The sequence below is a fragment of the Robertmurraya mangrovi genome (assembly GCF_034427655.1).
GTDB lineage: Bacteria > Bacillota > Bacilli > Bacillales > Cytobacillaceae > Robertmurraya_A > Robertmurraya_A mangrovi.
Genome location: NZ_JAXOFX010000002.1, coordinates 285377 through 305470, shown reverse-complemented (window position 1 = coordinate 305470; position 20094 = coordinate 285377). Strand labels below are relative to the sequence as shown.

25 protein-coding genes, 1 tRNA gene and 1 riboswitch are annotated in these 20094 nt (G+C 35.1%); of the genes, 7 read left to right on the top strand and 19 right to left on the bottom strand.

All coding sequences use genetic code 11. From position 1 onward, the window contains the following. Nucleotides 1-55: 55 nt before the first annotated feature. The 4 genes from SM124_RS04600 to gcvT all read right to left on the bottom strand — a co-directional run bounded on the left by SM124_RS04600 (nucleotide 56) and on the right by gcvT (nucleotide 4649). Nucleotides 56-616 (bottom strand): hypothetical protein, encoded by a 561-nt coding sequence (locus SM124_RS04600; RefSeq protein WP_322445108.1) that lies wholly within the window; start codon nucleotides 614-616, stop codon nucleotides 56-58. A 113-nt stretch (nucleotides 617-729) separates the two neighbouring features. Next, nucleotides 730-2190, bottom strand: coding sequence for an aminomethyl-transferring glycine dehydrogenase subunit GcvPB (gene gcvPB, locus SM124_RS04595; RefSeq protein WP_322445107.1), 1461 nt, complete (start codon nucleotides 2188-2190; stop codon nucleotides 730-732). Further along, the gene (gene gcvPA, locus SM124_RS04590) at nucleotides 2183-3529 is read right to left on the bottom strand and encodes an aminomethyl-transferring glycine dehydrogenase subunit GcvPA (protein ID WP_322445106.1); all 1347 of its coding nucleotides are present in this window, start codon (nucleotides 3527-3529) and stop codon (nucleotides 2183-2185) included. Before gcvPA ends, gcvPB begins: the two co-directional genes overlap by 8 nt. 13 nt (nucleotides 3530-3542) lie before the next feature. Beyond that, nucleotides 3543-4649 carry a glycine cleavage system aminomethyltransferase GcvT gene (gene gcvT / locus SM124_RS04585; protein WP_322445105.1) on the bottom strand — a complete coding sequence of 369 codons (1107 nt, stop codon included), beginning with the start codon at nucleotides 4647-4649 and terminating at the stop codon, nucleotides 3543-3545. A 168-nt stretch (nucleotides 4650-4817) separates the two neighbouring features. After that, a riboswitch (glycine riboswitch) is annotated at nucleotides 4818-4907 on the bottom strand. Between the two features lie 170 nt (nucleotides 4908-5077). On the opposite strand from gcvT, the gene SM124_RS04580 reads away from it, so the two are divergent. Further along, nucleotides 5078-6766, top strand: a complete 1689-nt coding sequence (locus tag SM124_RS04580) for a DEAD/DEAH box helicase (protein ID WP_322445104.1) — start codon at nucleotides 5078-5080, stop codon at nucleotides 6764-6766. Then, nucleotides 6744-7538 (top strand): YqhG family protein, encoded by a 795-nt coding sequence (locus SM124_RS04575; RefSeq protein ID WP_322445103.1) that lies wholly within the window; start codon nucleotides 6744-6746, stop codon nucleotides 7536-7538. Before SM124_RS04580 ends, SM124_RS04575 begins: the two co-directional genes overlap by 23 nt. Before the next feature lie 44 nt (nucleotides 7539-7582). Here the strand turns inward: SM124_RS04575 and SM124_RS04570 are convergent, their stop codons facing one another. Genes SM124_RS04570 through comGA form a run of 9 tightly spaced genes read right to left on the bottom strand, consistent with a single transcriptional unit; the run spans nucleotide 7583 to nucleotide 12284 of the window. Continuing rightward, nucleotides 7583-7759 (bottom strand): YqzE family protein, encoded by a 177-nt coding sequence (locus tag SM124_RS04570; protein WP_322445102.1) that lies wholly within the window; start codon nucleotides 7757-7759, stop codon nucleotides 7583-7585. Nucleotides 7760-7815: 56 nt separating this feature from the next. After that, a complete protein-coding gene (locus SM124_RS04565; RefSeq protein WP_322445101.1) occupies nucleotides 7816-8316 on the bottom strand; it encodes a shikimate kinase in 501 nt (166 codons plus the stop codon). 17 nt (nucleotides 8317-8333) lie between these two features. Then, nucleotides 8334-8708: a competence type IV pilus minor pilin ComGG gene (gene comGG, locus SM124_RS04560; protein WP_322445100.1), complete on the bottom strand. Its 375-nt coding sequence runs from the start codon at nucleotides 8706-8708 to the stop codon at nucleotides 8334-8336. Beyond that, the gene (gene comGF / locus SM124_RS04555) at nucleotides 8701-9177 is read right to left on the bottom strand and encodes a competence type IV pilus minor pilin ComGF (protein WP_322445099.1); all 477 of its coding nucleotides are present in this window, start codon (nucleotides 9175-9177) and stop codon (nucleotides 8701-8703) included. The genes comGG and comGF overlap by 8 nt, the downstream gene beginning before the upstream one ends. Then, complete coding sequence (locus SM124_RS04550; protein ID WP_322445098.1) at nucleotides 9128-9448, bottom strand: hypothetical protein; 321 nt, start codon at nucleotides 9446-9448, stop codon at nucleotides 9128-9130. The genes comGF and SM124_RS04550 overlap by 50 nt, the downstream gene beginning before the upstream one ends. Then, complete coding sequence (gene comGD / locus SM124_RS04545) at nucleotides 9432-9866, bottom strand: competence type IV pilus minor pilin ComGD (protein WP_322445097.1); 435 nt, start codon at nucleotides 9864-9866, stop codon at nucleotides 9432-9434. Before comGD ends, SM124_RS04550 begins: the two co-directional genes overlap by 17 nt. Next, a complete protein-coding gene (comGC, locus tag SM124_RS04540; RefSeq protein WP_322445096.1) occupies nucleotides 9859-10173 on the bottom strand; it encodes a competence type IV pilus major pilin ComGC in 315 nt (104 codons plus the stop codon). The genes comGD and comGC overlap by 8 nt, the downstream gene beginning before the upstream one ends. Before the next feature lie 22 nt (nucleotides 10174-10195). Next, nucleotides 10196-11227, bottom strand: coding sequence for a competence type IV pilus assembly protein ComGB (comGB, locus tag SM124_RS04535; RefSeq protein WP_322445095.1), 1032 nt, complete (start codon nucleotides 11225-11227; stop codon nucleotides 10196-10198). After that, nucleotides 11214-12284 carry a competence type IV pilus ATPase ComGA gene (gene comGA / locus SM124_RS04530; RefSeq protein ID WP_322445508.1) on the bottom strand — a complete coding sequence of 357 codons (1071 nt, stop codon included), beginning with the start codon at nucleotides 12282-12284 and terminating at the stop codon, nucleotides 11214-11216. Before comGA ends, comGB begins: the two co-directional genes overlap by 14 nt. A gap of 147 nt (nucleotides 12285-12431) precedes the next feature. Between comGA and SM124_RS04525 the strand changes: the two genes are divergently transcribed. Then, nucleotides 12432-12503, top strand: a tRNA-Gln gene (locus SM124_RS04525). Nucleotides 12504-12624: 121 nt separating this feature from the next. Here SM124_RS04525 and mgsR read toward each other — a convergent pair. After that, entirely contained in the window at nucleotides 12625-13002 is a 378-nt protein-coding gene (gene mgsR, locus SM124_RS04520) for a transcriptional regulator MgsR (protein WP_322445094.1), read from the bottom strand. Nucleotides 13003-13208: 206 nt separating this feature from the next. Between mgsR and SM124_RS04515 the strand changes: the two genes are divergently transcribed. Continuing rightward, a complete protein-coding gene (locus SM124_RS04515; RefSeq protein WP_322445093.1) occupies nucleotides 13209-13907 on the top strand; it encodes a helix-turn-helix transcriptional regulator in 699 nt (232 codons plus the stop codon). Nucleotides 13908-13990: 83 nt separating this feature from the next. Continuing rightward, nucleotides 13991-14236, top strand: a complete 246-nt coding sequence (locus SM124_RS04510) for a DUF2626 domain-containing protein (RefSeq protein WP_322445092.1) — start codon at nucleotides 13991-13993, stop codon at nucleotides 14234-14236. Between the two features lie 30 nt (nucleotides 14237-14266). Here the strand turns inward: SM124_RS04510 and SM124_RS04505 are convergent, their stop codons facing one another. Together SM124_RS04505 and SM124_RS04500 are read right to left on the bottom strand one after the other, a co-directional pair. Then, entirely contained in the window at nucleotides 14267-15364 is a 1098-nt protein-coding gene (locus tag SM124_RS04505; RefSeq protein ID WP_322445091.1) for a class I SAM-dependent methyltransferase, read from the bottom strand. A 163-nt stretch (nucleotides 15365-15527) separates the two neighbouring features. Continuing rightward, a complete protein-coding gene (locus tag SM124_RS04500; protein WP_322445090.1) occupies nucleotides 15528-16160 on the bottom strand; it encodes an MBL fold metallo-hydrolase in 633 nt (210 codons plus the stop codon). A gap of 91 nt (nucleotides 16161-16251) precedes the next feature. On the opposite strand from SM124_RS04500, the gene SM124_RS04495 reads away from it, so the two are divergent. Together SM124_RS04495 and SM124_RS04490 are read left to right on the top strand one after the other, a co-directional pair. After that, nucleotides 16252-16749: a hypothetical protein gene (locus SM124_RS04495; RefSeq protein WP_322445089.1), complete on the top strand. Its 498-nt coding sequence runs from the start codon at nucleotides 16252-16254 to the stop codon at nucleotides 16747-16749. Nucleotides 16750-16924: 175 nt separating this feature from the next. After that, the gene (locus SM124_RS04490; RefSeq protein ID WP_322445088.1) at nucleotides 16925-17098 is read left to right on the top strand and encodes a DUF2759 domain-containing protein; all 174 of its coding nucleotides are present in this window, start codon (nucleotides 16925-16927) and stop codon (nucleotides 17096-17098) included. 75 nt (nucleotides 17099-17173) lie between these two features. Here SM124_RS04490 and SM124_RS04485 read toward each other — a convergent pair whose 3' ends face one another. The 3 genes from SM124_RS04485 to SM124_RS04475 all read right to left on the bottom strand — a co-directional run bounded on the left by SM124_RS04485 (nucleotide 17174) and on the right by SM124_RS04475 (nucleotide 20080). Beyond that, the gene (locus SM124_RS04485) at nucleotides 17174-17488 is read right to left on the bottom strand and encodes an MTH1187 family thiamine-binding protein (RefSeq protein ID WP_322445087.1); all 315 of its coding nucleotides are present in this window, start codon (nucleotides 17486-17488) and stop codon (nucleotides 17174-17176) included. Nucleotides 17489-17552: 64 nt separating this feature from the next. Continuing rightward, nucleotides 17553-18698, bottom strand: coding sequence for a YqgU-like beta propeller domain-containing protein (locus SM124_RS04480; protein ID WP_322445086.1), 1146 nt, complete (start codon nucleotides 18696-18698; stop codon nucleotides 17553-17555). 194 nt (nucleotides 18699-18892) lie between these two features. Further along, nucleotides 18893-20080 carry a M14 family metallopeptidase gene (locus SM124_RS04475; RefSeq protein WP_322445085.1) on the bottom strand — a complete coding sequence of 396 codons (1188 nt, stop codon included), beginning with the start codon at nucleotides 20078-20080 and terminating at the stop codon, nucleotides 18893-18895. Nucleotides 20081-20094: the final 14 nt, after the last annotated feature.

Sequence of the window (20094 nt, the reverse complement as noted above, 5' to 3'; positions counted from 1 at the left end):
CATTTTTGCACTTTATCTATTTATAAAGCCCCCTTCAAAATGGAAGAGGGCTTTATTACTTTATCGACTTTTTGCTATTTAACATATAAGCACAAAAGAAAGTTATGGATGTTAGAAAAACTAGTAAGTATCCATTAAACACAAGTCCTGTTGTATAAGGATTAATCCATGGCATTTCATATATGATAGATCCAGGGCTTTCTGGTCCTCCCCCTAGTCTTTTAAATAAAAGAGAACTGTTACTCCCCATTTTAACAATAGACACAGTAGCCAATAAAATTTGTGCCACAATAATAAGCGTTTTAAATTTTTGAATATAATGAACCACGTTTTTTAAATATAAAAATAAACACGTAACATAAAGGGTCAATATCATGAGTAATGGGCCAACTAAAAATAATGAAGCTTTATCTGATTGATAAAGATTAGTAGGCTCAGGAGTCAAATCATTCATAACAACTAATAAGAAGATGGACAAAACAGTTAGACCAATCAGATGTGCAAGCTTGTACAGACTGCTTTCGTTTTCATTTAAAAATAGATTTAACAGGTATCGAAATGGTTTAATCAATAAGAAGAAACAAATGATAACAATTACGGTAACCTGAACACTCACCCTTCTCTTCCTCCTTACTTTAGCTGTTTATTTTCATTATATTATACTCAAAAAAAAAATTACAAAACAAAAAAGAGCCTTACAAGCTTATACCTTGTAAGGCTCTTACAACATTATTGTTTTTGGTAACGTAAAATTGGCTTACGAGCAGCTGTCGTTTCGTCTAGACGACCAATGACCGTTGTATGAGGAGCTTCCTGAACGATTTCAGGATTCTCTTCTGCTTCTTTTGCAATTTGAATCATTGCATCAATGAATGCATCTAGAGTTTCTTTTGATTCCGTTTCAGTAGGCTCAATCATAATACATTCTTCTACGTTTAACGGGAAGTAAATAGTAGGTGGATGGTAGCCAAAATCAAGTAGACGTTTTGCAATATCTAACGTACGAACACCTAACTTCTTCTGTCTTCTTCCACTTAGTACAAACTCATGCTTACAATGTCTATCGAACGGAAGATCATAGAATTCTTGTAATCTTCTCATCATATAGTTTGCATTTAATACCGCATACTCCGTTACGGCTTTAAGTCCATCTGGACCCATTGTACGAATATATGTGTATGCACGAACATTGATACCAAAGTTACCATAGTACGGTTTTACTCGACCAATTGATTGTGGACGGTCATAATCTAGTACAAACTCATCGCCACGCTTCGCTACGATTGGCTTAGGTAAGAATGGAATTAAGTCAGCCTTAACCCCTACAGGACCAGAACCAGGTCCACCACCACCGTGAGGGCCAGTAAATGTTTTGTGTAAGTTTAAGTGAACTACGTCAAATCCCATATCTCCTGGTCTTGCTTTAGAAAGTACCGCATTTAAGTTAGCTCCATCGTAATAAAGCTTTCCGCCTGCAGCGTGAACGATTTCAGCCATTTCTAAAATGTTTTCTTCAAACAATCCTAGAGTATTTGGGTTTGTTAGCATTAATGCTGCCGTATCTTCTCCTACTACACTTCTTAAGTCTTCTAAATCTACTAATCCATTTTCATCGGATTTTACAGTAATCGTTTCAAAACCTGCAACGGTTGCAGAAGCTGGGTTTGTACCGTGAGCAGAGTCTGGTACTACGACTTTCGTACGCTTCGTGTCTCCGTTTGCTTCGTGATAAGCGCGGATCATCATTAATCCAGTCCACTCACCATGAGCACCTGCAGCTGGTTGAAGAGTAACTTCATCCATACCTGTAATTTCGATTAAGTGTTCTTGTAGGTCATACATTAATTCTAATGCACCTTGCACAGAGCTCTCATCTTGTAATGGGTGGATGTGAGCAAAGCCATTAAAGCGTGCTACGTTTTCATTGATTTTAGGGTTGTACTTCATAGTACAAGAGCCTAGCGGATAGAATCCAGAATCAACTCCATGGTTTCTTCTAGATAAAGCTGTATAATGACGCATAATGTCAAGCTCTGAAACTTCAGGTAATTCAGGCTCTTCTTCACGTAAAAATCCTTCAGGTAAAAGTTCGTTTAAATCTAGTTCTGGTACATCCATCTCTGGGAGGCTGTAACCAACTCGGCCAGGCTTAGTAAGTTCAAATATCAGCGCTTGATCATCCTTATGCATGGTAATCCCCCAATTCTTTCACAAATGTATCAATTTCTTCTTTTGTACGTAATTCAGTAACAGCAACTAGCATGTGGTTTGCAAGATCTGTAAAGTCACGTCCAAGATCATACCCACCAATAATACCTTTTTGTAGTAGAGCTTGGTTTACTTCTTTAACTGGTCTATTTAATTTAACAACAAATTCATTGAAAGATGGACCTTCAAGAGCTAATTCAAAGCCGTTTTCTTTAAACACTTTTTTAGCATAGTAAGCCTTTTGCATATTCGCTGTTGCCATTTCCTTAACACCTTTTTTACCAAGTGCAGTCATCGCTACTGAAGCAGCAAGGGCATTTAAAGCTTGGTTTGAACAGATATTGGAAGTAGCTTTATCACGGCGAATATGTTGTTCACGTGCTTGTAATGTTAAAACAAATCCACGTCTACCTTCATCGTCTGTTGTTTGTCCTACTAAACGGCCAGGAACCTTTCTCATTAGTTTATTTGTGACAGCAAAGTAACCACAGTGAGGGCCACCAAAGGCAGTTGGAATACCAAATACTTGAGCATCTCCTGCCACAATGTCTGCGCCAAATTTACCTGGAGGAGTTAACGCCCCAAGTGCAAGTGGGTTACTTGAAACAACAAACATAGCTTTTTGACCATGAATGATTTCTTCTAATTCTTTCATTGGTTCAATTCTTCCAAAGAAGTTTGGATATTGCACGATTACTGCTGCAATCTCATCACTCATCATTTCTTTAAGAGCATCTAAATCAGTTACCCCATCATTATGAGGAATTTCCACTACTTCTACGTATTGGCCCTTTGCGTAAGTTTTTACAACTTCTTTAGACTCAGGGTGAACTGCACTAGAAATTAAGACTTTTTTACGTTTCGTTTGACCTGTACTAAGCATTGCTGCCTCAGCTAGTGACGTGCTGCCATCATACATAGATGAGTTAGCTACATCCATACCTGTTAACTCACAAATCATCGTTTGAAACTCAAAAATGGCTTGAAGCTCACCTTGTGAGATTTCCGGTTGATAAGGTGTGTATGCAGTATAAAATTCAGAACGTGATAATACGTGGTCAACAATAACTGGCATATAGTGGTCATACACACCAGCACCTAGAAAACAAGTATTAGCTTTTAAGTCTGCATTTTTCCCTGCAAGTTGTGTTAACTCTTTCATTAATGCCGTTTCTGATTTAGCTTGCTTAATCTTGTATTCTCCCTTAAATTGAACGCTTTCAGGGATATCATTAAAAAGCTCTTGAACAGAAGAAACACCGATTGTTTCTAACATTGCTTGTTTATCTGCTTCTGTCATCGGTAAATAGCGATGCTTCATGATTAATTCCTCCTTATTTCTTCTCTCTCTTATAGAAAGGTGTAGGTACGACTTTTGCCTTAACACGCTTATTACGGATTTCTACTTCAACCTCTTGATCAAGTACAGCAAAATCTGTTTTTAATAGTGCCATACCGATGTTTCTCTTTAATGTAGGTGATTGTGTACCCGTTGTCACTTCACCGATTAACTCTTCACCAACATATACAGGATAGCCATGTCGAGGAATTCCTCGGTCAATCATTTCTACTCCTACAAGCTTTCTTGGGACACCGTTTTCTATTTGTTGTAGTAAAACAGACTTACCAATAAAATCTGACTCTTTATTCAATTTAACAGCAAAACCAATGCCTGCTTCTAATGGAGAGATATCTGGTGATAACTCTTGACCATATAAAGCTAAGTTCGCTTCAAATCGAAGGGTATCACGAGATCCTAATCCACATGGAAGAACCCCTTCTGCTGCTCCAGCTTCTAAAATGTTTGACCAAATGGCAACAACATCATTTGCATCACAGTAGATTTCAAAACCATCTTCTCCTGTATAACCTGTTCTAGAAATAAGCGCTTTCCTTCCATTCAAATCTATTTCATTTTGAAATTTAAAGAATCCAATATCACTTAAATTCACATTATTAACTAATTTTTGTAATACACTTTCAGCTAATGGACCTTGAAGAGCAAGTTGGGCCATGTTTTCAGAAAGATTTTCTAAGTGAACATCACCTTGAACGTGGTCTTGTAACCATTTATAGTCTTTTTCAATATTTGAAGCATTCACAACCAATAAGTAATGGTCATCAGCCATTTTATAGACTAGAAGATCGTCGACTGTCCCACCGTTCTCATAACACATTGCTGTGTATTGAGCACCGCCATCTTTTATTTTAGAGATATCATTTGTCATCATCTTTTGAAGATAAGCTAGACTTTCTGTCCCTTTTACTTCAATTTCTCCCATGTGAGAAACATCAAATAATCCAGCTTTTGTTCGAACCGCTTCGTGTTCTTCTTTAATGCTTGAAAATTGAACAGGTAATTCCCATCCCCCAAAATCAATCGTTTTACCACCATATTCCTTATATACCTCAAAAAGTGGTGTGCGTTTTAGCTCTGACATTCACTAATCCCCTTTCAAACTTACTCTAATTTAGATCCTTTGCACAAAAAAAGGACAGAAATCTCCCATAATTCAATGAGAAGATCTCTGTCCTGGCACCTGAAAGTTTACCTAAACGGCTTTCCCCTTTGGTGGCTTTAATATCAACTAAAGCTCTCTCCAGAGGCGCGTCAAACAAGAGTTCTTTTGCCTGAGAGATTCACAATTTCTTGCTTGCTCCTTCGGCGCTACAAAGGTAGTCTCTCCCCTTGTTATCATTCGCATTTATAAAATTTTCCAATGTGGTCAATACTATAAGGTATTGATATGTGTAAAACTCCAAGATAACCGATAATGTGACAAATTTCTAAATTTTTAAATCTAATAACATCCTACCACTAGAAAACTAATTGAGCAATATATTATTTATGCATTAAGGAGTTGTTTATATGACGGTAGAAATCAACTTTGATTCCACTTGGCAAGACGAGTTTCTCGAAAGAATAAATGACGACGGGCCTTGGGGTAATTGGGAGTTATTTAAACTGGCCATCGAGGTAGAGAAACATACTGTCATTGATGACTTTGAAGGACTCCAAGCGCCTAAACATTTGCCTCAGCTTACCCCATTACCTCATCAACTCGAGGTCGCAAAACAAGTAGTTGAAAACATGAATGGAAAAGCGATTTTAGCAGATGAAGTGGGTCTAGGTAAAACGATTGAAGCTGGTCTAATTTTAAAAGAATATATGATTCGTGGATTAGTAAAAAAAGTATTAATTTTAGTACCCGCATCTCTTGTTACTCAGTGGTCTATTGAATTGAATTCTAAATTTTATATTCCAGCAGTTGCCCAGAGGAAAAGTTACGTTTGGGAACAATGTGATGTCGTCGTCTCGTCCATCGATACAGCTAAGAGAAACCCACACCGGGATATCATATACAATCAGGATTATGATTTAATCATTATTGATGAGGCCCATAAGCTAAAAAATAATAAAACGAGAAACTATGAGTTTGTACAAAACCTAAAAAAGAAGTTTTGCTTACTTCTTACAGCAACTCCCATTCAAAACCGAATAGAGGAAATCTTTAATTTAGTTTCCTTATTGAAACCTGGACATTTAGGAAATGAAGCCGTGTTTTACGAAAAATATAAACGAGATGCCCGTTCATTAAATGATGATTCTCATTTGAAAGAAATTGTAAATAAAGTCATGATTCGAAATAGAAGAGCAGATACCGGAATTGAGTGGACGAAGAGACATGTTGAAACAATTCCTATTGAGTTTAGTAAGGAAGAGCGGGATTTATATGAATCAGTTACTGAACTTCGTAATGATGAAGATTGGGCGGCAACGAGTGCATTTTCAGTCATGACTTTACAGCGTGAAGCCTGTTCCAGCCGTGAAGCAGTCTTTTATACGCTTAGGAATATGCTCAAGAAACAAGAAAACCCAACAAAAGAATATCAGGAATGTATTCAAGGCTTGATTTCAAAGGTTGAGGCAGTCCGTAAAAACTCAAAAGCAGAAAAAGCATTAGAGCTAATTCAAAAAATAAATGATAAAGTAATCATTTTCACGGAATACCGTGCTACACAAATTTTTCTTCAATGGTATTTTAAGCAAAATGGAATTAGTTCCGTACCTTTCCGCGGAGGATTTAAACGAGGGAAAAAAGATTGGATGAGAGAACTTTTCCAAAAACATGTCCAAGTATTAATTGCAACAGAAGCTGGTGGGGAAGGAATAAACCTCCAATTTTGTAATCATATTATTAATTTTGACTTACCTTGGAATCCCATGAGACTAGAACAACGGATAGGACGTATTCATAGGCTCGGGCAAGAGAAAGATGTCATGATATATAATTTCGCTACAAAAGACACAGTTGAAGAACATGTCTTAAAGTTACTATATGAAAAAATTAGTTTGTTTGAAAAGGTAATTGGGGACCTAGATGATATTTTAACAAAATTAGAGTTTGGCAATTTTGAGGACCATCTTGTTGATATCTTTGGACATTCAACTTCTGAAGGCGAAATGAGAATAAAAATGGAGAACTTAACATCGATGATTCAGTTTGCAGAAGAATACAAGGAAGGTGAAGCACGTGCAGCAACCGGAAATTCATAAATTTCTCGAAAGATACTTTGTAGCTAACGGATGCGAGATTGTTGAAAATCACAAAGGTTATATGACTGTCCAATTAACAATTGAGTTAGATAAAGAGTTGATGAACCGTCCCTTTTATTGGCATTATCTTGAGAAAACAGGCGGCATTCCTAACCCGATGCGTTTAACATTTATAACGGACAAAGATGCTGCACCTGAGCATATTAAGGGAGAACTGATTCACTTCGGTTCCCCAAGGCTACATCAGATATTCCAATCAACAAAGAACTTAGCAGGTTATATTAGACTATATGAAAACCATGAACTTCAATCTGGTCAGCATGTCCCCCTAAGACCTTGGCTAGGGATCAATTTAAAAATATCTTACCAATGTGATCGTAAACGAGATGTTTTTCGTTCAATCGGACTACAATTAATTAACGGTCAAATGATAGAGAACTTTCATGACGAACTATTAAAATTAAAGCTAACACCAAAAATACCTGATTATTCTTTTACATTATCTCCTCTAATCATGCCGAAGAGTGGGATCTTTAGAATTGAAAACCAGTTACGAAGAGAAATTGAATTAGAAGATCAAAGCTGGGCGGAGGCTGCAAGAGATCGTTGGCAAAAAGATTTAAATTTGCTAGAACATTTTTATGAAGATATAGAGGAAAAAGGGGACAGCTACTTCAATGAAAGGCAAGCTCTTCAAGATCAGTACGAACCAAAAATTAATATTTCAATTATAAATGGTGGTCTATTCTATTTGACGGACCTAGCAGTATAATTATTTTATTTCTAACCATATAAAAGAAGTAAGCAAAGTCCTGCTTACTTCTTTTTTCTCATCCCTAGAAATGCATAAGGAATGATACCAAACCATCTAAATAAAAAGGTTTCCTTTTCATTTTTACGCTGTTCACGTAGCTTCTTACGTTCATCCTTTGGTTGGTCAATATACTTTACCACTGTTTGAGTGATGTATTTCACATAATCGTTTGTATTCATAGACACACCTGCCTTATGATGTTACTTCTTGCTTACCTTACAAGTATGTCCATTCTTTAGTTCAATAATCCCTGTTCAATTTCTTCACATATTTGATTCACGGTTTTTCCTGTTGTTTCAATGATGATACTAGCAGTTTCTATATAAAGCTCAAACCTATCTTTATATAGATTAACTATTTTTTCTCTTTTGTCTCCTACCAACAAAGGACGCGTATGATCAGTCTCAACTCTTTTAAGTATCTCTTCTACAGAAGCGTTTAGCATAATAACCTTACCAATGCTTTTTAAATATTCACGATTTTCCTTTTTTAAAATAACTCCTCCACCAGTTGTTATAATACAATTTTTCACGGGAACATTTTTTAATATTTGAGTCTCTAACTTTCTAAAGTAGTCCTCCCCGTTTCGTTTGAAAATTTCATTGATAGATATTCCTTCTTTTTTGATGATTTCCTCATCCGTATCATACACAGGTAACCCCCATCGTTCTCCTAAAGCTGTGCCAATAGTCGTTTTTCCTGTTCCCATGAACCCAACTAAAAATATCCCCTGCATTTTAATCTCCTTTTTACTTAGCTCTTTTCCGCCCATTTTACCATTTTCTTTAAAGTTTTGTCATAATAGGAAACGCTAACAACCTTCTTATCTAACCCTAAGTCTAAATAATAAGTTATTTTATACATTTCTTCCGAGTAACTTTCTATATAGTATTGTACAGCTCCACCTTCATATTGGAAAAGGCCTGTGAGTTCAAACTCTTCCTCTGACATTCTTTCTTCTAGCCCTCTCATGGAGCAAAGGAAATAATAATGTTTTCTTTCATTTATGGTAACTTCCTTTAATAAATGCTTATCTGTTACGTATTGATTTAACTGAATGGTTAAAAATACGGTAAATATTAATAACACACATAGATTGATTGGATACATAAAACCTCTTTCATTCATAAGAGTCTCCTGTCTGAACAAACGGTGAAATGTATGAAATATACGTTTGGTTAGATGTATCTACCACTTCTATATAGATTTGTTGAACCCGTTCTTCAAAAACAATACTTTTTACATGCTGAAGAGCAATCTCATGTCCTTGAAGGCTCACTCTTCTTCTAATATTCGTGTTGTACTTTTCGAACGTTATGTTGACACCATTAATCGTAATATTTAATATCCCTTCCCCTATAGAATAGTGATCACAACTCTGTATTTCCTGTTTTAGCTGACTAATAAATACTTCCCACTCCATTCTTTGAATCCTATTTTCAATGGATTGCTCCTTTAAGATTAATTGAAATGAAAGGGGTAAAAACGAAACGATCATGCAAGTAACAGTAAATGAAAATAGCATCTCTAGCATGGTAAAACCTTTATTATTCAATCTTGTCACAGATTTGAACAGGCTCGTTGTTTCGATTTTCATATTGAACACACACCTCTTGACCATAACTTGCTTGTACTAAAAAATTAAATCCACCTCTATTTACATATTCAGATTGTATGTTAGACCCTTTTAAAACCGTTCTTTGTAAAAGTTCATATAGAAGATGAGTTGCTTCTAATTCTTTTTCTATATCCATTGTTTGCTTGCTAAGATGAATATAGATGGGGACAAGTCCACTTGTTATCACTAACCAGATGGTAAGTGACAGCAATAGTTCCACCAAGAAAAAACCATCATTCTTTAATAACATAGAATCTCCCCTTACCAATCATAAATGTCAGGCGATATCTAACGTCCTTTATATAGATGTAGATGGAACCAAATTGAGTAATGTTTCCATTAGGATTGAATCTAATTACTAGATTAAGGGAACCTGGTGCAAACTTTATTTCTTTAGAGAATTTTCTCTCTAAGAATATATTTTGACTTGAATTTTTAGCGTAGTATTGTTGCTGGTTATTGATAAAATTAACCGTTACAGATTCTTGATGGGAGATAGCATATTGTTGAACATACAAAAGGTCACCTTTTAATCGGGAAAAAAACAGTTGCTTTTCGAGGGCTTTGTTTTGAGGCTGAAGAAGCAGAAATGAAAGAGAAACAATAATAAAGAAAATACTTAATACAAATATCGATTCTAATAAAGTAAAACCTTTTTCATTATTCATTTACTACTACTTTTGTTACTTCACCACTTGCCCCAATTTGAACAGCATCACCGTTTGGGCAAGCAGTCTGTCCTGCCTTTAAATATCCTTCGGTTTCTAGCTCAGCTATACCAGTTGGTAGTCTTTGCTTATCCATCTGAAAGGCTTGTATTTGAGCCTCGACTAATTTTATGAAAGCATTACACCCCTTATCGTTAATCGTTGAATTATGCTTTGTTATATTTGGTATGGTAATAATCAGCAGAACTGAAATTACGAGTAAAACAATCATCATTTCTATAAGAGTAAATCCTTTTTCATTTTTCATTTTATATTTCTCCTTTTACCTTTTACATTCCTTTTAACATGTGAAACATTGGCAGTAAGATAGCCAAATACATAGAAACAATTAAGATTCCTATAAAAGAAAATAGGATTGGCTGGATAATCTTTAGTCCGCTATCTGTTTTATTTTGAAAAACACTCAAACAATGTTTACTGAAAAAGAATAATTCTTGTTCAAGCTTTCCATTCTCTTGTCCATGCTTAATAACTAAAGGAAGCTCCTTTTCAAAAAAAGTATACTCTTGTATAATCTCTTCAAATTTAAGGCCAGTTGACAATTTCCTTTTCATTTCCCTCCCGATCGCTTGGTCAAAAGGTTGCTTTTCTTGTTTTTCAAATAGGTTTAATGCTTCAAGTACAGATAGGCCTCCACCAAGTAAATAGCTTAACTGGACGGTAAAATAATGGGAGCATATCAAACGATAGAAAGGACCAATGACAGGGATTGAGGAAATATGTGTTTTTTGCTTAATTGGGCAGAGCTTTCGAAAGTTAAAGTAGTAGTAAGATAGGCTTGAGGCAAAGAGAAGAGTTATCAATAAAAATATTATAGGTAGGAAGGTTCCAAATAGATAAATTAATTTTGTAAAGAAGTTCTGAGGGAGGTTCATGGATTGGAATAGTACCGAAAATCTAGGAAGCAACACATTTTCAATAAAGAGGAAGAGTAAAAATGTAATAAAAATGAGCATTAATGGGTAGTAAATGATTTGTTTTAATTTCTGTAAATCGTCCCTCCTTTTTAACATCATATCGCTACCATCTTTTAAAGCTAGGGCCAGTCCCCCATGTTGTTCAGCAAAATATACAAAGCCAACTAATGTCTTGTTAAAGTTCAGTTCTAACAAGATCTCATGAAAGGGATGTCCTTCTTTCAGCTTGTTTAAACTTTTTATCATCTCCTCCTTTCGAATTTTCTTTATATGATACTTGATAGAATCAATTGCTTCAGCAAGTGGGTAACCCCTTTCTAATAATTCTCCAACTTTCCTTAAAAAGTAAGCTTGTTCCTGTAATGTCCAGTTACGTCTTTTCATCGTCATACACCCACCGATTAAACTCTGATTCCTTAATATATCCCAGTGCTATTCCCTTAATAATAATTTCTTTCAACGTCTTATAGTAATAGCTGCTCCTTTCACCATTCATTTCTTTAAATATGGCTGTTAGTGCTTTCCCAGTTAACAGTTCAAATACACTTGCTCTTTTCCACCTCCCAGATGTATAGCAATAGGTTGAACAGCTATCCTTACAAAACGGGCAGGTTAATTCAACTATTCGTTGAGCGGTTACTGCAATAAGCGTCTGTTCAATTTCCAAATGACTGACACCAAATTCCATTAGACGATAAATGGCTCCCTTTCCATCCCTTGTATGCATCGTTGAGAGTACTAGATGTCCAGTGAGTGCTGCACGTACGGCAATTCTTGCTGTTTCACTATCCCTTATTTCACCAACCATGATAATATCGGGGTCATGTCTAAGAATTGCTTTTAATCCTGTTGAATAAGTAATCCCCGCTTTCTCATTCACTTGAACTTGTAAAACAAAATCATTTTCTTTTTCAATTGGGTCTTCCAATGTAATTACATTTCTCTGATATTTATGGATGGATTCATTTAATAAGGAATATAAAGTGGTGGTTTTGCCACTGCCTGTCGGTCCAGTAAAAATGATGAGACCATGAGCATGTTGCAGTAGAGCAGTGAGTTTCCTAGACATGTTTGGAAATAAAGAGAGTTGATACGACGGGATTTGATTTTGCTGAGGGAGAATTCGAATGACTAAGCTTTCTTTTTGATTGGCTGGGAGAGTCGATAACCGAAGACCAACATAATGACCATCTACTTTATGGGAGAGTGCACCACTTTGAGGACGTCTTCTTTCACCAATATCCATGGATGCTGTAAATTTAAAGTGAGAAATCAGTCGATCACATTCTTCTTTTGGTAAATACATTCGGGGAATAAGTCTGTTTGCCATTCTTAGCTGTATGAGAGTGTCATCTCTTCGAGGAATGATGTGGATATCAGATGCATAATTTCTTACGGCATCTTTAATAATTCTGTTTGCTAAAAGTTCAATTGAACTCAGGGTAACAACACCACCTTTTTAGTTTGAATTAAATAATTCGACTAGATTTTTTATATTCCTTCTTTAAATGACAATTTTTTTGAATAAATTTTTCAAAAGTAAATATAATATATATTACAAACAGCAAGTCACATTTAAAAATTTCGGTGGGCTATAGCCAAGCGGTAAGGCATCGCACTTTGACTGCGACATGCGTTGGTTCGAATCCAGCTAGCCCAGTATAAAAAAAGGAGGAAGCACTCGCTTCCTCCTTTTTCTATATTTGTGAAACTGTTATAAAAAGTAATTTTACTCGGTCTGATTGGAATAATAATAACAGACATTCATTACAAACATTTTTTTAACTACTTAACTTATATAATCCTTTTTTTGCAATACTTTTTAAAGCATCCGGATTATACCCAACTACCAGTTGTTTTCCATCAGTCACAATTGGGCGTCGAAGTAATTTGGGATCATCAATAATCATTTTGATTACTTCCGATAAAGAAAGTTCATCGATGTCCTTACCTAAGTTCTTAAATGTTTGGCTTCTTGTTGCTAGCAATTCATCAAGACCCTCAGTTGTTAAAGATAGAAGTCCTAATATTTCATCGTATGAAGGTGTTTCTCTAAATAAATGTCTTTCTTCGTATTCTACGGCATTGTTATGTAGCCATTTTTTTGTTTTACGGCAAGAAGTACAACTTGGATAGGTAAAAAATGTTAACTCTCTCATGCTCTTTTCTCCTCACTTTAGTAAGATGAATTAGCAAAACTTTTCTTAAACACATTGTATACCATTTGTATAACTTATGTACAGTACTTTGTTCAATTTTTATTCAATTAAATGTGAACATTTTCTAAACTTATAGTGAATACAGTGTTAACATAAAATGCCTATATTATAATGGAGTAAATTTAAAAGGCCTGAGGTGAACTTAGTTGGAACAAACATTAAAAATTACAAATGTTCTATCTGATCCAACACGTTATTACATTTATCAATACATTACAAAGATGCATCAAGAAGTGACTGTTCAAGAGATTGCAGATAACTTTAATATTCACCCTAACGTAGCGAGACTTCACTTATCTAAACTTGAAGATGTGAATATGCTTATTTCTGAAACTAAGAAAACAGGTAAAGGTGGAAGACCAAGTCGTCTTTATCGTTTATCTGATGATGTTATCCAATTAAATTTTCCATTCAGAGATTATCAACTTCTATCTAGAATTGCGATAGAAACCATGATTTCACTTGGAGAAGAAGGAAAAAAAGCACTTTACCTTACTGGTAAAAAATTTGGTAAGGAAGTCATTGAACAAGAGATTAATCGTCAGAATAACGGTGGCTCACTAACCTTTGAACAAAAGTTAAACAGCTTAAAGAATGCTGCAACTATGGCTGGTTTCTATCCAGAGTTCGAGGCAAATGATGATCAAACTAAAATTTACTTCCAAATATTTAATTGCCCGTTTAAAGAAGTTGCTATTGAACATTCTGAAACCGTATGTAATACTCACTTTGAATTTTTAAAAGGAATGTTTGAGCAGTTGTTTGATTCAGTAGAATTAATTGAAAAAGAAAACATGCTTTCTGGCTGCCATTCATGCTCTTACCAAGCATTAGTCACAAAGTAGAAACAATCTATTATTTACTTTTTCATGAAGTTTAATTTATAATATTGTAGTGATGGACTTGTTGGGTAAAAGGAGGGATACATATGGAGCGTATGTACAGAGTGTTAGGATTCTGGACTGGTATTTTTGCTGTAATGTTCTATTTAGGCGATATGTATACTACGTCTTTAATTTTCTTCGGTCAAACAGGATTTTTCCTATTATTAAGCTATTTAAGGCTTTCTGAACGTATGTATATTTATGTTTTTGGTGCATACTTAACTGTTTTCTTTATCGGTTTCACCTACTGGTCAACATTTATGATGACTCCAGGGGCTGGCGGCCACTAATAAAAAAAGCGATGGATTCCATCGCTTTTTTTATTTCATTCTTATTACTTGCTTAGCTTTCTCATGATCGAGTCCCTTTTCTTGCAGGATTACCTGAAAAAATGAGCTTATGCCACCGGGTGTTATTAAACTCCTAATGGCCCGATTCCTTCTACTAGTTTCCGAAAAAGGGTTAGGATCAAAGTGATTTTGTAATTCCTCTAATATCCCTAAAGAAATTAAGTACTCGTCTTGTCTTAATTGCTTTATAAAATCAAGCCCCCAATTCTGACCAATATCGATTAGAGAATCAAAATGAACATGACTGGTAATATCCATTTCTCCAGGATGCACCAGAACATTATCTATAAGCTGGTGTTTATAATACCCCCTTAAACTGCCTTTACGATGACTAGGTTCCATCCACTCCTCATTGCTATAACCATAATCAATTGTAAGTACTAGCCCTTTATGAAGTATTTTTGCTATTTGGGATAACATATCATCCATAGCTAGAGGAATTTCTATTCGTTGATTGTTTTTGATGTCCATTTTACTATTAATTAAAAATGTTTTTATTTTTTCATTCTCTAAAGGGACAAAGGTTTCGATTAACTCTTCTCCATTGAAAGTGACCATCACTTCCATTAATTGATGATTTCTTCTTTCAACTACATGTACAGGGAATGCATCAAATAGTTCATTTGAAAAAATCAGGCCACTAAAGGGATTGATTTGATCTAAATTTTTAACTTGTTTAATACTTTCATTAAACGTTATCATTTCTCTTTGTTTATTTTGATGATATGGGCTTTGCTCAATAATATAATAATGCAGTTCTTCCTTGCTTACTTCTTTCCATTCATCAATGAAGGCTTTAGCAAATCTTCCGGTCCCTGCTCCTATTTCACATACTACAGGAGGTAATGAGAGTTCTTTTTGAATACTAGCAAACCATTTAGCATGCATTCTTCCATACATATCTGAAATATTACTAGTCGTAATAAAGTCACCTTCTCTACCAATTTTCGGTTCATCTCGCATATAATAACCGTATTCAGGATGATAGAGGGCTAAACTTATATACTCTGCATAAGTAATCATTTTTTGGGATTTACCTAAGATATACTCTGTTAGAAAATTTTGCATATTTGCTCCTTTTTTCAGTTATCACTATTGACACGTTGTTAACTTTATTATAATGTAAGGATAGTAGCTTAACTATATCCCCTCCCATTATATGAATAGAACATCCCCCAGAAAAGCCCTTCTCTTCTTGAGAAGGGCTTTTCTATTTTCAACCATTTTTAACCTAAAATCCATTCAAGAATGGATTGGTATCCATCTCTTCACCAATGGTTGTTATCCCACCATGTCCAGATAGTACTTGAGTTTCCTCAGGCAAAACTAAAAGCTTATCATGGATACTTTTTATTAATTGTTCATGATTACCACCTGGCAAGTCGGTTCGACCGATACTGCCTTGAAATAATGCATCACCGGCAACAACGAGTCCAGCTTCTTTAAAATATAGTGATACACTGCCAGGAGAGTGACCAGGAGTCTCATATACTTCAAAACTGAAATTCCCCACTGTTACTTGACCTTCTCCTTTTAAGAAATGCTCAGCAGGTCTCATTTTAATCGGTCCCATCATAAAGAATTGAGAGCCATTTAAGGTAGGATCTATAAGCCACTTTGCCTCTTTCTCATGAACGTAAACCGGAATTTGATAGTGATCTCTAACATCGTCTATTGCTCCGATATGATCAAAATGAGCATGTGTCAGAACAATTGCTTGCGGTTTTAACTTTCTTTTTTGAATATGAGCGATTAGTTTTTTTCCTTCTTCACCTGGGTCTACAATTAAACAAGATTGATTGGAGTCTACTAATAAGTAGCAGTTCGTTTGTAAAGGACCAAGCGGTATTTGTTCCCAATTCATTTTACGTAACCTCCATTTGATGGATAGACTAGTTATATTTTACACTATAATGAGAAGGAAATAATACAAAAGTGAATTTGTAGGTGAAAATATGGAATTGATTTATGCAGTGGAAGCCCATTATCTAATAGAGGAACTTCTAGAGTTTAAAGAGTTAATTTTTAACGAGACCGAGTGTATGGATTATACGAACTTATTTTTTATTTATCAGTCCCAAAAAGAGGCTGATATAGCTAAGGAGTTGCTTATAGAAGGGGATATTTATATAGATAACCACGATCTTGTTAAGTTAAGCGGAGGTACGCAAGGTGAATGCTACTACGATTATTGTCTTCCTTCGGAAAAGAATAGCTGTGTTTATTTATATAAAGACCTATTATCTTGTTTCTATATTAAGTCTGGGGAAGATACATCCATTCAAATGTTTAAATACCAGCTTGAAGAACATCTTGTTTATCAAACTCTTCATCAAAGTAAAGATTATTTTTTCATTGATAACGCTCTACAAGAGCTAATTCTCGGAACCGCTAAAGCATATGACATAGAAGTGTCATTTTTTGACCTCGACAAATTGGCAAAAAAAATATAAAATAAAAAGCGAATGTAAACATTTAGTTAGGCTTCTTTCATAATTGATGGTTATGCTACTATAGAATAGCAGCAGCCTATATAAAGATAGCCTTTAGCTATTACATACAGGTGTTTATATACTTGTTATGCACTTACAGCTTGTTATGATTATTTAGATAAAGGGGGCATTCATAATGGGACTAGTCATTATTTTCGCTTTAACTTCGTTACTAGCAGGATATGGAACATTCACTGCACTTAAAAACAAAAACGTTCTTGGTATCGTATTTGGTGCTGGAAGTTTTGCTATCTTCGGCTGGTTTACGGTGATGACTGTATTAAACCACGGATATCCTGTTGCTCACTAATAAGTTTCGTTATTAGTCTAGCCAAAATAAAAAAGGACTGCTCCGCAGTCCTTTTTTATTCTGGCTTTCTTTTATTTAACTATTTAATTTATCAATCACTCGTTCCACTTTTTCTTCCATTTTTCTCTCGATATCTCTTCGGTCATCGATTCGGATATTGGTTGCTACCCTAGCTAGACCTTTTTCAAAAGGCACTTCATGCATTGCCTGTATAACCTCAAATAGGACAGGTAGTTCTCCTTCGATAATCGTACTCATTGGTGTTAATTGAAAACGTATAATCCCTTTTTCTTCAAACCCCTTTAAAACTTTATGTATATCAGCCACATATGAACTAACACTTGGAGTTTCTGTTCCTATTGGAATTATAGTTACATCAACGATAGCCATTTTATCATCCTTTCTAAGTTGATTTCTTAATCAATATAACATTTGTAACACGGTCCTTCTATGCTTATTCTTTTATAAGTTTCAAAATATTTTTCTCATTTAAATCTAATATGGAGTCTAAGTAATTCCCATATAAGCAGTATTTCCCACTTGGTGAACAGCTCAGCCTTTCATTATTAAGGTTCTCAAAGAGTATCTCTTGATCCTCTGATTGTAATGATTTTAATATTAATTGGTAGCCGCCACGATAGCTGTCAATACTTCCACTAGTTAATGGTGCAAAAGTAAGGAGTTTCTCTTCTGTTTCAATATAATCATAATTAGGTACTAACCAACCCGAATATGTTGATAATTGGGGTAGAGTAAAGGAACGTATTTCTTTTAGTGCACTAGAGTAAATGGTGTTGATAGATTGATCTGTATTATTTTCATCTACTTGAATGGTTAATAGTTTATGACCGATCATAGCGATTTGAAAAATTTTGGGAAAGAGCTCATTCTCTTCATTTGTGATTAAATTTAGCTTTTTAACTGGTGCAAATAAAGAAGGACTTTCTTCATCCCAATCTAAGTAAACTAATTCTTCCTCATTTAACCAATAAGCAAAAGGTTGGGTAAGAAACACTTCATCTAGCTTTTGTTCTGACAAATTCATTTTATAAGTATAAAAACTCCAATCCTCTGTAAAAGAAGAAACTAATAAGATATCTTCATTAAAAGGGTTCCATTCAATGGCCAATTCTGTTGATTCAATGGACTGGGTCATCATCTTTTCACCTTGAATATTTAGCACAGTCAAGGTAGCTTCAAAATTGTTTGGTGAAGAATGAATAAGTATATACTTCTTTTGCGGGCTTATCATGACATTAACTATTGGAGCATCACTTTTAAACAGTTGCTGACTCACACCATTGTGAAAGTTATATGTATATACATTTGTACTCGGTCCTGTTTCTGTGATATATAATATCGTCTGCTCATCAATCCAGCCTGAGGTAGAATAAAATCTTCCCTCCGGAATTTTTATAGGCAGTATAAAATGATGTCCAAGGAAAGTAATAGGGATATCTTCCTTCGTTGGAGGTGCTTCGTGTTTCGAGATCGGAACTGGTTTTGCTTCTTTTATGTTATTACATCCGTTTAATACAAAAGAAGTTACCAGTAAAAATAAACAAAAGTAACAAATATAAATAGACCTAGAATTTAACACTCAACCCTCCCCCCTTCTTTGAACCATAGTATAGATACGATAGTATTTACCAAATGTTTCAAACTTCTTAATAAATAGGAAAAAAGCCGCAACACGGCTTTTTTTGTACTCTATTTCATATTATCCAATAACTTTTGAGGTTTTCCTATACAAATATAGTTGGGATAATTTTTCTATAGCTTAATTTCCAATATTCACATATACAAAGAGGCTAAAAAGATTCCTAACACCTTTTCATATATTTGATCGAACTGAGACAATGGAAGTGGATTGATTCCTCGACCCAATTCGAGTGTAAAAGCTGGCCTACGAAATTCTTTGATAAACCAGTCTTTAAAACCCGCGTGACTGTCTATATTCTGTATAGCTTGGTACCCACTAACACGTTCAAATTCTGTTGCAAGTACCCTTGATTCTGGAGGCTCTAGACCCTCATAGCCCCAGTAGAATTCTTCACCTTGAGTATGGAATGCCAGCATTCGGTTAAAGCCTTCTCGCGATGCTAAATCAGCCATAGCTATAGCCTCTGGTTCTGTGAGTGGTGCATCACCGGGATAGTCTCTAGGTGCTGGAGATTTAGGCTCCTTACGTTCCTTCTCAATCTCCCACTTTGCTGGATATTGATTATTAAGGTCTACACCATTAATATTAGCTTTCCAGCCCGTAAAATCCGTACTTCCCTTATTAATATTTATTACTTCTTCTCTAACCGCTTCAGGAGGCCCATTTAAAACTAAGTCAACACCATCAGGATTAACCATTGGGACGATAGATAACTCCACCTGATTATATAAATTTAACATATTCAGTCCACGAATTGGACTATTATTAGTTAAGCTTAATAAATACGAATTCAGTAAAGTCATAATGATAGGGGAAGTGATCCATTCATTCGCATGAAAAGAGGCATTTAAATGAACTTTTTTAGAACCGCGCCCCAGTTTGATTTCATATAAAGGTTTTCCTAGTACACTTTCCCCTATGGTGTTTACCTCAATAAAAGGGTATGCTTCTCTTAATTCACCTATATCTCTAAATAACCTTGATGAATCATATCGTTTCCCTCTTTGAACAAGAGAGGTAACCATTCTACGTGGAACCTTAATGGTCCTTCCTACTTGTAACTGATTTGGATTTAGTTCTTGATTTAATAACAAAATAGCGTCTATAGACAGATTCCGTTCCCGTGCTATCTTCCAGAAGGTATCATTTTGTTTAATAGTATAATTATTTGTCGTAAATCCCGGTACCTTTATTACTTGACCAACCTGAAGAGAGTTTGAATCTACGTTCTGGTTTGAATCAATGATAAGTTGTATTGGAATCATAAAGAGCTGGCTGTAATACCAGAGTGTATCTCCAGATCGAACTTTAATATTCATCAAAATCCTCCCCT

Excerpts from the sequence above, each read along its gene's own strand:
- gcvPB (WP_322445107.1), bottom strand. The coding sequence starts at position 2,190 with ATGCATAAGGATGATCAAGCGCTGATATTTGAACTTACTAAGCCTGGC.
- gcvPA (WP_322445106.1), bottom strand. The coding sequence starts at position 3,529 with ATGAAGCATCGCTATTTACCGATGACAGAAGCAGATAAACAAGCAATG.
- gcvT (WP_322445105.1), bottom strand. The coding sequence starts at position 4,649 with ATGTCAGAGCTAAAACGCACACCACTTTTTGAGGTATATAAGGAATAT.
- SM124_RS04580 (WP_322445104.1), top strand. The coding sequence starts at position 5,078 with ATGACGGTAGAAATCAACTTTGATTCCACTTGGCAAGACGAGTTTCTC.
- SM124_RS04570 (WP_322445102.1), bottom strand. The coding sequence starts at position 7,759 with ATGAATACAAACGATTATGTGAAATACATCACTCAAACAGTGGTAAAG.
- SM124_RS04565 (WP_322445101.1), bottom strand. The coding sequence starts at position 8,316 with ATGCAGGGGATATTTTTAGTTGGGTTCATGGGAACAGGAAAAACGACT.
- comGG (WP_322445100.1), bottom strand. The coding sequence starts at position 8,708 with ATGAATGAAAGAGGTTTTATGTATCCAATCAATCTATGTGTGTTATTA.
- comGF (WP_322445099.1), bottom strand. The coding sequence starts at position 9,177 with ATGAAAATCGAAACAACGAGCCTGTTCAAATCTGTGACAAGATTGAAT.
- SM124_RS04550 (WP_322445098.1), bottom strand. The coding sequence starts at position 9,448 with ATGTTATTAAAGAATGATGGTTTTTTCTTGGTGGAACTATTGCTGTCA.
- comGD (WP_322445097.1), bottom strand. The coding sequence starts at position 9,866 with ATGAATAATGAAAAAGGTTTTACTTTATTAGAATCGATATTTGTATTA.
- comGC (WP_322445096.1), bottom strand. The coding sequence starts at position 10,173 with ATGAAAAATGAAAAAGGATTTACTCTTATAGAAATGATGATTGTTTTA.
- comGB (WP_322445095.1), bottom strand. The coding sequence starts at position 11,227 with ATGAAAAGACGTAACTGGACATTACAGGAACAAGCTTACTTTTTAAGG.
- mgsR (WP_322445094.1), bottom strand. The coding sequence starts at position 13,002 with ATGAGAGAGTTAACATTTTTTACCTATCCAAGTTGTACTTCTTGCCGT.
- SM124_RS04510 (WP_322445092.1), top strand. The coding sequence starts at position 13,991 with ATGGAGCGTATGTACAGAGTGTTAGGATTCTGGACTGGTATTTTTGCT.
- SM124_RS04505 (WP_322445091.1), bottom strand. The coding sequence starts at position 15,364 with ATGCAAAATTTTCTAACAGAGTATATCTTAGGTAAATCCCAAAAAATG.
- SM124_RS04500 (WP_322445090.1), bottom strand. The coding sequence starts at position 16,160 with ATGAATTGGGAACAAATACCGCTTGGTCCTTTACAAACGAACTGCTAC.
- SM124_RS04495 (WP_322445089.1), top strand. The coding sequence starts at position 16,252 with ATGGAATTGATTTATGCAGTGGAAGCCCATTATCTAATAGAGGAACTT.
- SM124_RS04490 (WP_322445088.1), top strand. The coding sequence starts at position 16,925 with ATGGGACTAGTCATTATTTTCGCTTTAACTTCGTTACTAGCAGGATAT.
- SM124_RS04485 (WP_322445087.1), bottom strand. The coding sequence starts at position 17,488 with ATGGCTATCGTTGATGTAACTATAATTCCAATAGGAACAGAAACTCCA.
- SM124_RS04475 (WP_322445085.1), bottom strand. The coding sequence starts at position 20,080 with ATGAATATTAAAGTTCGATCTGGAGATACACTCTGGTATTACAGCCAG.